This window comes from Bacillus sp. NPDC057893, from assembly GCF_042796455.1.
In the GTDB taxonomy this organism is placed as follows: domain Bacteria; phylum Bacillota; class Bacilli; order Bacillales; family Bacillaceae_G; genus Bacillus_A.
In genome coordinates this window covers 910,325-923,352 of sequence record NZ_JBHVNG010000002.1, presented here as the reverse complement: position 1 = coordinate 923,352, position 13,028 = coordinate 910,325, and the positions used below count along the sequence as shown (strand labels likewise).

Here is a 13,028-nt window from a genome sequence, read left to right as displayed (position 1 = left end):
AATTTCCTTCCGCTCAATTTACGTTCTACTCCGTAGTGTTTCATTTAAATATGTTTTCATACGAAATGTAGTTCTTAATTTTTATCGATGTTAAACAGGTAAAGGAGAGAAGAGTATGAGAAAAGGAAAAATCCCTATTGTTTTTATCCCAGGACTTTTCGGTTCAATGAGTAATATTATTATTCCTGGTACCGGTAATTGGAACTTTGGGCTTTCTTCGTTTATTTATGAACCATTCATTATGATGTTAGAAAGTATCGGCTATGAACGAAATAAAAACTTGTTTATCTGTTTTTATGACTGGCGTCAGCGTATTGCTTTTTCCACTCAAAAATATTTATTAAAAACAATTGCCTATGTTAAAAAATTTACAGGGTGCGACAAACTAAATTTAGTTTGTCATAGTATGGGTGGACTTCTTGCACGTTCTTACGTTCAAAGTGAAGAATATGAAAATGATGTGGAGCAACTTATTATACTCTGTACACCAAACGCTGGATCTCCCCCCAATTATAGTTATTGGACTGGAGGTGCTCTCCCAGTACATACATCTTCTAAAATAAATATCGTTCATTTTTATATGGAACAATACATTCACTACGTAAGCACCTTACACAAAATGAATAGAGTTGAAGCGATACACCGTTACTTTCCAGGATTACAAGATGTTATTCCTTGTAAAGATTACGGAAATTATTTATTTATAAGATCCGGCTCTTCTATTACATTTCTTCCTTATAACAAGATGAAAACGAAAAATCCATTCCTCGATACATTAAATGCAAATAGATTTATTATAGAGAAAAGAAATATTGAAACTACACTCATTGCAGGAGATGGAGTAGAAACGATTCAATATTTACAAGTCGTCCCTTCACATTCAAAACTGGAATGGACAGACGGAAAAGTCGTCGGTGATGTACTTACAAAACATGGTGATGGTAACGCTGTTCTACATAGCGTTTTTCTTCTAGAGGGAAATAGATATGTTGTGCATGCTTCACATAACGAAGTGCTCTACAAAAGCATTCCTATATTACAAAAGATACTTTAAATTACGAATACAAAAAAGGTGTGGCATTGCGCCACACCTTTTCATTAAATGAAGTTCCTTGCATCATTATTTCTTCCAAACTTATAAATCGCAATTAAGAAGAATGCTATCGCAAAGGCGAATAAGATTAAAATATTTAAATACAAATCTGAAAACGGAATTCCTTGCTGTAATTTCGTAATCGTGTCCATTAGCCAGCGTTGCGGTAAAAAATTAGCTATTTTTTGTACCGTTTTCGGCATGATATCATATGGGAAATAGCATCCCGCTAATAAACATGTCGGTACAATGACGACATTTTGCATCGCATTTGAAGCAGTTGAATTTTTCGCAAAAGACACAATTACTAAAGATAAACCAATTGCGATTAAAGCAAATATCATGAGTACACCAATCATCACTGTGAAAGGCATATTTATATTTGTATGAAAAACATACTTCATAAATAATACGGCAATTACAATTTGCACTGTTAGTATAATCATATTCACCGCGACATTAGATAATATAAATTTCTTTCCATCTATCGGTGTCGATAATAATCTAAAATACGTTCTGTTCTCTTTTTCTTTTAAAATAATTCCAGATAAATTCGCTGCCGAAAATAGCATAAACATGATAAGATAACCAATCGTTTGATTTGTCATATCCTTATTTTTCGAAGTATCTTCAAGTGTCTCTGCTTTTACTTTAAATGAACCTTTTTGATAACCAGCGTACATACTATCAAACGTACTTTGATCCGCCCCTGCCACTTTACTAATCGCAGTGATATTATCAACATAGTTATATAAATATGATTTTATAAATACTGTTACTTGATCACCTTTAATCGATGAAACTTCAATATGACTCGGTTTCCCTGCTCGAACACTTTCGGAAAAACCAGACTGTAATGTAACAACACCATCAAGTTTTTTTGAAGTGAGTTTATCTTCCACTTCAGATTCCTTAATTTTACTAATATTTACATGATTGAGTCCTTCTAAAAATTTCACTGTATCATTTGCGATAGGCTGATTTTCTTTATTTATAACCCCAATATTTAACGTTCCTTGCCCTACATTCCCATATATTGAAAAAGAAATGAGTGTTCCTATTATCGGCAAACTTACAATAAGCAATAATCCTTTTTTATTTTTTAAAAGCGCAGCTAATGTTTTTCGTATGAGCCATAAAATATCTTTCATATTACAGCCCCTCCCGTCTACGTAATGCGATAATCGCAATTAATAAAAAGATTGCTGAAATTCCAAGATTTAAAGAAATAACCGGCAGTGCTGCTCCTATGTCATTTGCATAAATAATTTTCATAATGGCTGTGTTGGCCCACGTTAATGGCGATAAATTCGTAACGACATTTTCTTCCACTACGAAATAAGCACCACCAAAAATAGAAGCTAATTGCACAACAACCATAATAATTGCTCTAGATGCCTCACCTGTTTTTGTAATATATCCGATCCCTAAACCGAAGCTAATTGCTAGAAAGACTTCTGTTAGTAAAATAATAAATATAATTCCAAGATGGTCGCCCCAATTCGCTTGAAAAACAAATTTACTAAATATAACGACGAGTAATAGACAAAGTGCATTTGCTACAAGACTACCGAGCACTTTCCCAATGAAAATTTCAGCCTTACTTATAGGTGCTGCAATTAAACGATCTCCTGTTTTACGTACTCGTTCTCCTCGAATTAAAAAACTCGCCCCCATTGCAGCATACAGTGCTATCATCGTCGTCATTACAACCGCATAGTAATCCATAGAACCTGGTTTTTTAGCAGCTTGTAAAGATGTTTCTTTAATATAATCATTATGATTTCCATTTGAAATAACTGTGCTAACCTTACTTGGATCTACTTTTGCAACTTCTGCCGCTACATTGTACTTATCAACAAATGTCGTAAGCATTCCTTCAACAATACTTCCTTCAATACTACTTCTGTCGCTTCCGTAAAATGTCGCACCATCTTTATTCAATTCTACATATGCAGCATATTTATTTTGCTTCACTTCTTCTTTCCCATCTATACCTTCGGAAGCTTTTTTAAAATGGATACCCGATTTATCGACCTCTTTCGTAAATGCTTCAAATGATTGAGAAAACGTGCTTCCCGCTTTATCTTTATAAAGCACTTGTATATCTTTAATCGAATGACTATCGCTATTAAATGCGTTACTTAACGCTGTTCCTAATACAAGCATAAGCACAATCGGAAATGCTAACATAAAAACTAAAGTTCTTACGTCCCTGAAATCTCTTTTAATGTGCATAACTGCAATATTGAAGATGTTCAATCGATGAACCTCCCTTTTCCTATTCTTACAATCACTTTATTTATCTCGTAAGTTTCTTCCGGTCAATGTAAGGAATACTGTTTCTAAATTCGGAGCCTGCTCTTCTAATGAACGAATTTCAATATCATGATTAATAAAGTGTTGAATAATTTTATTTAAATTATTTAATCCTGCATCAGAATTTACTTTAATTACGTTCTCTTCAATTTGAACAGCTTTCACACCGTTTATCTCTTTTAATTTTTCAACGTCTAGATTTTCTACTGACTTCACTTCAATCCAAATGTCTTTCGTATCGGTAATAATCGCTTTTAACTGTTCTTTCGTTCCTTCTGCAATCACTTTACCGTGATCAACAATTGCAATTTTCGTACAAATTTCTTCTACCTCTTCCATGTAGTGACTCGTATAAATAATTGTACTTCCCATTTCATTTAGTTTTCGGACAGACTGAAGAATATAGTTTCTTGACTGCGGATCGATTCCAACTGTCGGCTCATCCATAATAATTAACTTCGGTCTATGAGCGATTGCACAAGCGATATTCAGCCTTCTTTTCATCCCGCCAGAAAAGTTTTTCGGGTAACTTTTATGTTTATCACTAAGCCCCACAAATTGAAGTGCTTCCTCTACTCTCGCTTTTAGTTCAGCACCTCTCAATCCGTACAATCCGGCAAAGAATTTCACATTTTCATAGGCAGTTAGCTCTTCGTATATTGCTATATCTTGCGGAACAATACCGATGTTCATTTTCGCAAATCGATTATGTTTCTTTATATTTTTTCCTAGTATGCTAATTTCACCTTCATTACTTCTTAACAAGCCAGCAATCATATTAATTGTTGTACTCTTACCAGCACCATTCGACCCTAAAAATCCAAATATTTCTCCTTCTTTAATAGATAAAGACATATTATCTACCGCGATGAAATCACCAAATTTTTTCGTTAAATTTTTAATTTCCAATGTGTTCATCATTTCACCCCTATTTCGGTTTCTCTACTGTTATTATAAACAAAAAGAATGAACCTGCTCAGTGCAGAAGTTCATTCTTTTCACATGAGATTATTCACTTTTTTCATATGAGATGATTCATCCTCGCCCCATTCCCTTATATCGGCAACAACATTGTTACTGAAAAACCACTTGTCCCATCTACAATAATTTTACCGTTTACAGACGCTGTTCGCTCCTCCATCCCCATAATACCAAGGCCTTTTTTAATAAGAGCTGCCCCCTTACCATTATCCTTCACTTGTACTTTAACCACCTTGTTAAGTACATGAATATCTATTGAGATGACTGTCGCGTCAGCATATTTCATCGTATTTGTTAACGCCTCCGTAACATTTTCACCGATAATCTTCCACTGAATTGGAGAAATCATATCTAAGTTTCCTTTATATACGAAAGGAATGTTCACATCATGCTTACCGGCAAATTCCTCTATGAACAATTTCATACGATGAATGCCAATTTGCTCTGTTGGTGGCTTCATATTTTTTAATGTAATCCGAATGCTTTCAATCCCATCTTTCGAAATATGAATTGCATTTTGTAATAACTCAGCAGATTTCACTTTATCTATTTCCATTAATCTCTTTGCTGCTTCCATTTGAATAAGTGCACCCGTCATCGAGTGACCAATTTTATCATGAATTTCTTGAGATAATCGATTTCTCTCCTCTAACTTAAATGTGTATTCTGATTGCCTTATGTAATCTTTATTTTCATTTAAACTTTTCGTAAGTCTTTGTATGTCTTTTCTCATTTTATCATTTTGCATTTCGAGTTTTAATAATCGCGCTATATAGCAGTGGGCTATCGTTAAGGAAAAAAAACAAAATACACTAATAAGTCCATACGTCATTTGAATACCTTCACCTATAAAAATAATAGGAAGGACCATAATGAAAAAGATTAACCATTTCTTTTCTATATAATAATTTGCAATTTCATATAAGTTCAAAGGTAAAAACAAAATAAAAAACGGATGAACCCTCCACGTAAATAACATAACTACGCCAACTGATACGCAGATTAAAATCTTATTGTACGTATCTTTTTTCAATATAGAAATCATCACATTTATAGAAAGGTATATAAGTAAAGTAAGTATAATCCATGGTAAGTTCGTAACATTTAAATGAATGTAGCTGAACACTATATATAAAAAGACAATTAATTTACTTACAGTTAACCAAAATTCCATAACATTAATCTACTTTCCCTGTTAAGTAATAAATCGCAATTTGCGTGCGATGTTCTAGTCCAGTTTTCCCCAAAACTGATGTAATATAATTTGCGATTGTTCCTTCAGATATGAAAAGTTGCTTCGAAATTTCTTTATTTGAGAAACCTTTCGCAATTAGTGCGATAATACTAAGCTCTCTTTCTGTAAAAAGACTCTTATCAATTTTAGATTCTTCCTCTTTACTTTCCATTAAATTAGACTTAATTTTATCAAGCACTACATCTTGCATAACAGTTTGGCCGTTATATACACCTTTTATTGCATCACGAATACGCTCTGGATCATTATTTTTTAATAAATAACCTTTCGCTCCGTTTTTTACTGCGTCCAAAATATATTCATCATCATCAAATGTCGTTAAAATGAGAGGCTTCGTTTTTGTCTCTTCACAAATTAACTTCGTCGCCGCTACCCCGTTCATGTTTGGCATACGAACATCTAAAAGAGCAATATCAACTTCATGCTTTTTACAATACGCTACAGCCTCTTTTCCATCATTTACAGTATCTAACACTTCGAACTCTTCGTATGTATTTAAAATAATTTTCATGCCTTCTCTAATAAAAGAATTATCATCGGCTATTAATATTTTAATTTTCATGTTTGTTAGTATGGCCTTTCCCCTACTAACATTCACATCCTTTCTCTGTGTAACATTTCCTTCTTGCTCATTATATACTTCTCTTTACCATTTTTTCACACCTTTTTCATATAGCCCTCCTGCTAAAAATATATTATTCTTTTTTTATAACATGTGTAGGGTGACTTATCGTTTCTTACGTCTATATAATAGAATGCGTCAAAAAGGAGGGAGAAAGCGATTGAGGAAAAACAATTAATTGAAAAAGCACAGCAAGGAAGTGAGCATGCTTTTCGCATCCTTGTACAAACGTATCGTCATTATATTTTCCAAGTTATATTTTCTATTTTAAGACATGAAGAAGATGCTAAAGATGTGACACAAGAAGTATTCGTAAAAATTCACGCCTCTCTCCCTAATTATCAATTTCGCGGATTAAAAACGTGGATGGCACGTATTGCTACCAATCACGCTATTGATTATAAGAGGAAGAACGCTAGAGAAAACGACGAACTCTCCTTATGTAAAGAAACTGAAGAAAATATAAAGTCTTCTCATAATATCGAAGCTTTATTATTGACGAAAGAGCAAAGACTATTGATTGCTCAAAAACTAAGAGAACTTCCTGAGAATTACCGTGACGTCGTTCTCGCACATTACTTAGAGGAAAAAAGCTATCAAGAAATTGCATTGCAAGAAAACATCGAAGTGAAAACAGTCGAAATGAAACTGTATAGGGCAAGAAAATGGATTAAAAAACATTGGAAGGAGGAAGAGTTTCTATGATGCATTATTCAAAAGAAGATTGGCGCAATTATACATTAGATTTTATATCAAACAATAAACGTGAATCTATGGAAGAACATCTCTATGAATGTGATCATTGTTTAGCAATTTATATGGAAAGTATTGATGAACAAAATGAAAACCTTCCAATGATAAATGATGATTCATTTGCAAACGAAGTTATGGCACAAATTAATTTTGAAACGCTACAATCTAATGAAACTATGAAATCGAACCAGCTAAAGCGCACAATCATTCATTACATCATTGCGACTGCGGCTACAATTATTTTTATGGTAAGTGGTTTATTTCATTATATTTTCACAGCGACATCTAATTTCGAAAAATCTTCGAGACATAATGAGACTTCCATCTCACAACAAATTGTAAACAAAACAGTGCACACATCAAAAAAGGACGGAGGTTTAAAGCATGAATAAAAACCCTTTTTTAGCGCTTGTGTTAGGGCTAATTCCTGGGCTTGGACATCTATATTTAAAGAAGATTGGACGTTTCATTCTATATAGCGGAGGATCTTTATTTCTATTTATCTTTGCAGCATTTTGTACAATAGCATTAGGAGAGCGTAATATTGCTTTTCTTTCTTTATTTTTACTAGCAATGTTATGGGTAATCAACTTAATGGATTTAATTTTCACTATTATAAATCAATCGAAAAAACAAGCAGCCGGACAATTTACAGAGTCCTCTAAAGAGAGCGAACGATTTTATATCATTCTCTTATCCGTCATCCCTGGACTTGGACATTTCCAATTAGGGCTTATGCAACGAGGTCTTACATTTTTAGTCGCTTGCGCAGGCTTAGGCAGCATGATTATATTTGTTACATTATTAACATCTCAAGGAAGTTTCCTTATCTTCCTTATTACGTTACCTGTTTTATGGATTTATAACTTCTTCGACGTTGTTCAACAACTTCAGAAAAAAGAACGTGGCGAGCAATTAGTTGATCGTACTATTTTTGAAGACTTTGAAGAGCATCGAGAACAAGGAAAGAAAAGTAAAACATTCGCTTCTATTTTAGCGATGTTTCCTGGAGCAGGACATATGTATTTAGGCTTACAACGTCGTGGCCTTCAGCTTATGGCAGCCTTTTTACTATCTATTTATTTACTCGATTTATTACGACTCTCTGCGTTTTTATTTTTAGTACCAATCATTTGGTTTTATAGCTTTTTTGATGCTTTACAGCAAACAGCAAAATACGGAAAAGAACGAGTTCATGACGAACCAATTATCGATTATTTTATAAATCATCAAAGATGGATCGGCATTGGGTTAATTACACTCGGTGGTTATTATTTATTAGATCAAACAGTCCTTCCTATTTTGAATGATTATTTTGTAACTATATTTAATATTCATCTTAGCGAAATATATTATCGCTATTTCCAAACCTCTATCGTTGCTCTCCTTTTAATTGGTGGCGGCTTTAAATTATTACTTGGAAATAAAGAAAACAAAGGTGGTACAAAAGAATGAGAACATGGCGCGTTGGAACATTCTCAATGGGGCTTTCCATTATTACATTAGGTTGTTTCTTACTATTTTCAGTCATTAAGGGCACTCAAGTATTGGATACATTAACAGCATGGTGGCCTGTTTTACTTATCATACTTGGCGCTGAAATTTTACTATACCTTCTATTTGCTAAGAAGGAACATTCATTTATTAAATATGATATTTTTAGTATTTTCTTTATCGGAGTTTTAGGAAGTGTTGGAATTGCTTTTTACTGTTTATTATCAACTGGATTACTAGAAGAAGTTCGTCATTCTATTAACACAACTAGGCAAACGAGTAATATTCCAGACGGACAACTTGATATACCTGAATCTATCAAAAAAATCGTAGTGGATGCGGGGCATCACCCTCTAACAATAGAGGGAAATGATACAAATCAAATTCATCTTCTTGGAACATATGAAATGACGACGAAAGCAAATGAAAAAATCAATTTAAAACAAGAGGATTTCCTTTCAATTCAAACAGCTGGAGAAACGATGTATGTAACTTTAAAATCATTACCAGTTCAGCATACGTTATTTAACTCAGCACCACAGGTGAAACAAACACTCGTTCTTCCGCAAAATAAAAATGTAGAGATTCGAGCTTCAAATAACGAGCTATCTCTTTATCCAGGTCAATTACAAAATAATTGGTTTGTACAAGAAAGTTCAAATGTATCTGTTCATTTAGTAAAAGAAAGTGATGTATCTTTAATCGCCATAACAAACAAAAAAGAAGCTCACGGGAACACACCTTGGGAACAAGTAGAAGATTTAACGAAAAAAGAAAATAATTCTTCAGAAGAAAATCCAGAATTAAACGGGCAAGAGCATTGGTATAAAAACTCGATAAAAACAGGAAATGGGACGTACAAATTAAATATTGAGAAAGCTTACAATATAAATATGAGTGTTATCGAAAAATAAGAAACCTTCCACAATTGTGGAAGGTTTTTCTCATATAATCGCTTTAATTCCTTCTAAAATTAACCCAATCATAAATCCGCACACAGCCCCGTTCACTCGGATCCACTGCAAATCTTTACCGACGTTATTTTCAATCATTTCAATTAATGTTTTATCGTCTAGTTTATCAAGGTTTTCTTGCACAAGTTTTCCGATTTTCGAATGATTCTTTTCAACAAGTGTGACAACTTGCTTTTGTAACCAATCTTCTATTTTTTGAACCGTCACTTCGTCTTCTTTTATTTTATTCATTTGTGTTTTTAAAAATGGAATAACATATTTATCAGCAAATTCTTCATTGTTTACAAAGGTAACTGCTCTTTGTTGTACTTGCTCCAGCATCTCTTTTATTTTGTCAGTAGCATCCCAATTTGCAATCCACTTTTCTTTCCAATTTTCTAATTCCTGTAGTAAAGCTTCATTTTCTTTCACATTTATAATTTCTTGACGAATCTTCGCTAATATAAGTTGTCTTGTGCTATTATCAGCATCTTGTAAGCTGTTAATATTGCTAATAATAAATTTCTGCAAAATGCCTCCAATTTTATCTTCATCTACAATATTCATAAATGATTTCAAAGTAAACTGCAAGAATCCATCTACTTTTATATTTTCCATCGCCTTCATTCCTAAGCTTCCGAGCTGATAACGAGCTTCATCTTGCGCTGTCCAATCTTTCACCTTTACTAGTATGTAATCAAGTGTCTTTTCATCATATTCTTGCACAACTAATTGATCAACAAGCACTTGTAAAATGTTACTTGTGTTAATTGTATGCAAATACGTTTTTAATTCTTTTTCAATAATAACAGCTAATTTTTCTGTATCTATTTGAAGAATCGCTTTCTCCGCAATTGTTACAATTCCTTTTTTCACAGCATCTGATTGTAACTCTTTCTCAGCAATTTGCAGCACCATTTGTGCTAACTGCATTTCTTTCACTTTACTTGTAATACTTTCCTTCGTCAGCCATTCATTTTCTAACGTAGAAACGAGCCCCTTTGTTACCCGCTTCCGATTTTTAGGTAATAAAGCTGTATGCGGAATTGGGATTCCCAACGGATGACGGAATAAAGCTGTAACCGCAAACCAATCCGCAAGTCCACCAACTAACCCAGCTTCAAATCCCCCTTGAATAATCTCCCCAGCTACCGTTCCTTGAAAAGGGATCGAAGCCGCAAAACCTACGCCCATAACCCCAAGCGAAATACCCGCTATATATTTAGTCTGCAATGACATCGTATACACATCCTCTTATTATGTAAAATAAAGCTTTTTGTTATATTTATTTGATATTAGTTATCCTTTATATATACTATAAAGAACTATTGTGAAAATAACAAAGAATTTATAATACTTCAAGCCTACCTTTCACATACCTTAAAATCATTCAGGTTAAATTTTTACATTTTTTTCAAAATCATAACACCCTCTGCATAATTCTATACGTTAAACTATCTATATAATCCCATAATAGATAGGAACGATTGAAGATGTTTTCCAACAAATTATCTATTCTCAAAAAAAGTATATTCCAAGGTGAAACATTTCAGTTTTCAAACAAAAAAGATGGTTTAATTGCTATTTTCTTTATCGCTATTTATTTGGCATACTTTTATTTTCTAATGAACTTTTGGCATTCTCCATCAATGAAACATTCACACTTTTCGATCTCACACCCGTGTCTCTATGCGATTTTAGGAATTACTTTACATCAAATACCTATCGTAATCTTATTACTCTTCATCTTGAAAAAATCGAAACAAACGTTATCAAGTATTGGTTTTAGAAAAAAGGGATTGAAATCTTCCCTCTTAATTGGTGTATTTCTTTTATTTATATACGTATATAAATAAAAGAAAATGGATTTCAATTAGAAATGTTCTATTACCTCTATTACTATTTAATTAATATTGGTTTCGAAGAGGAAATTATATTTAGAGGCTACCTTTGGCCAATTTTTCGGGATTGCTCATTCATTTATCCCTATAATTTTAGGAGACACTCCTTAAGGAATAGGTGACTGGGTAAACTCTGGTCTTGTTGGACATTTGCTATCCGCTTTTATTTACACTCGGAATAATAATTTACTCCTCCCTATTTTCATCCATGACTTTTTAGATATACCATATAAATAAAAAATGAGGCTACAACTAGCCTCATTTTTCTTATATTGTTAATTCAAAACCTTTCTTATAATACCCATTCATCACGTCTTCCGGAACCATACTCCCACCAGTTCCCCACACAATATGAGTACCTTTCTTCACCTTCTCTGTTAACTGTTGTTTTTGTAAATACTCATTTTCAGCTTTACATACATTCAACGGTCCTATCATACCCGCTAACGCCGAAGGCTCTAAATAAATATTTTCAGTATCAGCCAGTTCTTTTAATAATCTATACAACTCTTCATCACTTACTGTGTAATTTCCACTCAAAAATGGTTCCATCGTTTTACCGACAAATCCAGACGGTCTTCCTACTGCAAGCCCATCCGCATCCGTTACATTATCAATACCGATATCTTGAACGGCAATTTTATCGTGAAGCCCTGTCATTAAACCGAGTAACATACACGGGGAATGTGTCGGTTCAGCAAAGAAACAATGCACATTGTCTTTGTACAATAACTTTAAGCCGAATGCTACTCCGCCAGGCCCACCACCTACCCCGCACGGGAGATAAACGAATAAAGGGTGTTCTTCATCTACTACAATCTCTAACTCTTCTAATTGTTTTTGTAAACGAGACGCTGCTACTGCATATCCTAAAAATAAATCATGTGAATTTTCATCATCTACAAAATAACAGCTAGGATCAGCTTCTGCTTGCAGTCTTCCTTCCTCTACTGCTTTACTATAATCAGCTTCATATTCAATAACATTTACATTTTTACTTCTTAATAAATCTTTTTTCCATTCTTTGGCGTCTGCTGACATATGAACCGTCACATTGAAACCTAATTTCGCACTCATAATACCGATGCTAAGCCCTAAATTTCCAGTAGAACCTACTGCAATTGAATACTTCGCAAAAAAACCTCTAAATCTATCACTATCTAAAATTGAATAATCATCTTTCTCTGTTAACATTCCATGCTGAAGTGCCAATTGCTCAGCATGTTTCAACACTTCATAAATGCCGCCCCTAGCTTTAATTGATCCTGATATCGGAAGTTGACTATCACACTTTAATAATAATTCCCCTAATATAGGTTGCCCGTATTTCTTCTCTAAAGACTGCTTCATAGCAGGTATTTTCACTAAAGGTGATTCTATAATGCCGCTCGTCTCTTTCGTCTCAGGAAAAACTTTTGCAATATATGATGCAAAGCGCTTTAACCTCTCTTCCGCATCTTTTACATTTTCTTCATTTAGTGGTGAACCCTTTATCGCTGTTTCATAATTTTCTATATTCGGGTTTACCCAAAATACTTCTTCTGTTGCAATAAGCTTGTTAACTAATGGGTACTCTGCTTTTAATGCCCCTATTTCCTTCATTCTGTTTCCTCCTCATATCCTTGTAGCTCGTCATACAATAAATTATAATTAATTT

At 33.6% G+C, this 13,028-nt stretch carries 12 protein-coding genes; 5 read left to right on the top strand and 7 right to left on the bottom strand.

Going from position 1 to position 13,028, the window contains the following annotated elements; genetic code table 11:
- Nucleotides 1-115: 115 nt before the first annotated feature.
- Nucleotides 116-1,054, top strand: coding sequence for an esterase/lipase family protein (locus ACFVQC_RS13570; protein WP_377893650.1), 939 nt, complete (start codon nucleotides 116-118; stop codon nucleotides 1,052-1,054).
- A gap of 44 nt (nucleotides 1,055-1,098) precedes the next feature.
- Here the strand turns inward: ACFVQC_RS13570 and ACFVQC_RS13565 are convergent, their stop codons facing one another.
- The 5 genes from ACFVQC_RS13565 to ACFVQC_RS13545 all read right to left on the bottom strand — a co-directional run bounded on the left by ACFVQC_RS13565 (nucleotide 1,099) and on the right by ACFVQC_RS13545 (nucleotide 6,210).
- Nucleotides 1,099-2,244 carry an ABC transporter permease gene (locus tag ACFVQC_RS13565; protein ID WP_377893652.1) on the bottom strand — a complete coding sequence of 382 codons (1,146 nt, stop codon included), beginning with the start codon at nucleotides 2,242-2,244 and terminating at the stop codon, nucleotides 1,099-1,101.
- A gap of 1 nt (nucleotide 2,245) precedes the next feature.
- Complete coding sequence (locus tag ACFVQC_RS13560) at nucleotides 2,246-3,355, bottom strand: ABC transporter permease (protein ID WP_377893654.1); 1,110 nt, start codon at nucleotides 3,353-3,355, stop codon at nucleotides 2,246-2,248.
- 36 nt (nucleotides 3,356-3,391) lie between these two features.
- Nucleotides 3,392-4,330 (bottom strand): ABC transporter ATP-binding protein, encoded by a 939-nt coding sequence (locus ACFVQC_RS13555; protein ID WP_002148977.1) that lies wholly within the window; start codon nucleotides 4,328-4,330, stop codon nucleotides 3,392-3,394.
- Between the two features lie 136 nt (nucleotides 4,331-4,466).
- Nucleotides 4,467-5,567: a sensor histidine kinase gene (locus tag ACFVQC_RS13550; RefSeq protein ID WP_377893655.1), complete on the bottom strand. Its 1,101-nt coding sequence runs from the start codon at nucleotides 5,565-5,567 to the stop codon at nucleotides 4,467-4,469.
- Between the two features lie 4 nt (nucleotides 5,568-5,571).
- The gene (locus tag ACFVQC_RS13545; protein WP_377898483.1) at nucleotides 5,572-6,210 is read right to left on the bottom strand and encodes a response regulator; all 639 of its coding nucleotides are present in this window, start codon (nucleotides 6,208-6,210) and stop codon (nucleotides 5,572-5,574) included.
- Between the two features lie 219 nt (nucleotides 6,211-6,429).
- Between ACFVQC_RS13545 and ACFVQC_RS13540 the strand changes: the two genes are divergently transcribed.
- Genes ACFVQC_RS13540 through exsE form a run of 4 tightly spaced genes read left to right on the top strand, consistent with a single transcriptional unit; the run spans nucleotide 6,430 to nucleotide 9,431 of the window.
- Nucleotides 6,430-6,975 (top strand): RNA polymerase sigma factor, encoded by a 546-nt coding sequence (locus tag ACFVQC_RS13540; protein ID WP_377898664.1) that lies wholly within the window; start codon nucleotides 6,430-6,432, stop codon nucleotides 6,973-6,975.
- Nucleotides 6,972-7,415, top strand: coding sequence for a hypothetical protein (locus ACFVQC_RS13535; protein WP_377893657.1), 444 nt, complete (start codon nucleotides 6,972-6,974; stop codon nucleotides 7,413-7,415). The genes ACFVQC_RS13540 and ACFVQC_RS13535 overlap by 4 nt, the downstream gene beginning before the upstream one ends.
- Nucleotides 7,408-8,478, top strand: coding sequence for a hypothetical protein (locus tag ACFVQC_RS13530; protein ID WP_377893658.1), 1,071 nt, complete (start codon nucleotides 7,408-7,410; stop codon nucleotides 8,476-8,478). Before ACFVQC_RS13535 ends, ACFVQC_RS13530 begins: the two co-directional genes overlap by 8 nt.
- Nucleotides 8,475-9,431, top strand: a complete 957-nt coding sequence (gene exsE / locus ACFVQC_RS13525) for an exosporium protein ExsE (protein ID WP_377898482.1) — start codon at nucleotides 8,475-8,477, stop codon at nucleotides 9,429-9,431. Before ACFVQC_RS13530 ends, exsE begins: the two co-directional genes overlap by 4 nt.
- 30 nt (nucleotides 9,432-9,461) lie before the next feature.
- Here exsE and ACFVQC_RS13520 read toward each other — a convergent pair whose 3' ends face one another.
- Nucleotides 9,462-10,709, bottom strand: a complete 1,248-nt coding sequence (locus ACFVQC_RS13520; RefSeq protein ID WP_377893662.1) for a DUF445 domain-containing protein — start codon at nucleotides 10,707-10,709, stop codon at nucleotides 9,462-9,464.
- 929 nt (nucleotides 10,710-11,638) lie between these two features.
- Nucleotides 11,639-12,973, bottom strand: a complete 1,335-nt coding sequence (locus ACFVQC_RS13515) for a D-serine ammonia-lyase (RefSeq protein ID WP_377898481.1) — start codon at nucleotides 12,971-12,973, stop codon at nucleotides 11,639-11,641.
- Nucleotides 12,974-13,028: the final 55 nt, after the last annotated feature.

Bases quoted from the DNA above. Each gene is read 5' to 3' on its own strand.
- ACFVQC_RS13565 (WP_377893652.1), bottom strand. From the start codon at position 2,244: ATGAAAGATATTTTATGGCTCATACGAAAAACATTAGCTGCGCTTTTA.
- ACFVQC_RS13550 (WP_377893655.1), bottom strand. From the start codon at position 5,567: ATGGAATTTTGGTTAACTGTAAGTAAATTAATTGTCTTTTTATATATA.
- ACFVQC_RS13545 (WP_377898483.1), bottom strand. From the start codon at position 6,210: ATGAAAATTAAAATATTAATAGCCGATGATAATTCTTTTATTAGAGAA.
- exsE (WP_377898482.1), top strand. From the start codon at position 8,475: ATGAGAACATGGCGCGTTGGAACATTCTCAATGGGGCTTTCCATTATT.
- ACFVQC_RS13515 (WP_377898481.1), bottom strand. From the start codon at position 12,973: ATGAAGGAAATAGGGGCATTAAAAGCAGAGTACCCATTAGTTAACAAG.
- ACFVQC_RS13535 (WP_377893657.1), top strand. From the start codon at position 6,972: ATGATGCATTATTCAAAAGAAGATTGGCGCAATTATACATTAGATTTT.
- ACFVQC_RS13530 (WP_377893658.1), top strand. From the start codon at position 7,408: ATGAATAAAAACCCTTTTTTAGCGCTTGTGTTAGGGCTAATTCCTGGG.
- ACFVQC_RS13520 (WP_377893662.1), bottom strand. From the start codon at position 10,709: ATGTCATTGCAGACTAAATATATAGCGGGTATTTCGCTTGGGGTTATG.
- ACFVQC_RS13570 (WP_377893650.1), top strand. From the start codon at position 116: ATGAGAAAAGGAAAAATCCCTATTGTTTTTATCCCAGGACTTTTCGGT.
- ACFVQC_RS13555 (WP_002148977.1), bottom strand. From the start codon at position 4,330: ATGAACACATTGGAAATTAAAAATTTAACGAAAAAATTTGGTGATTTC.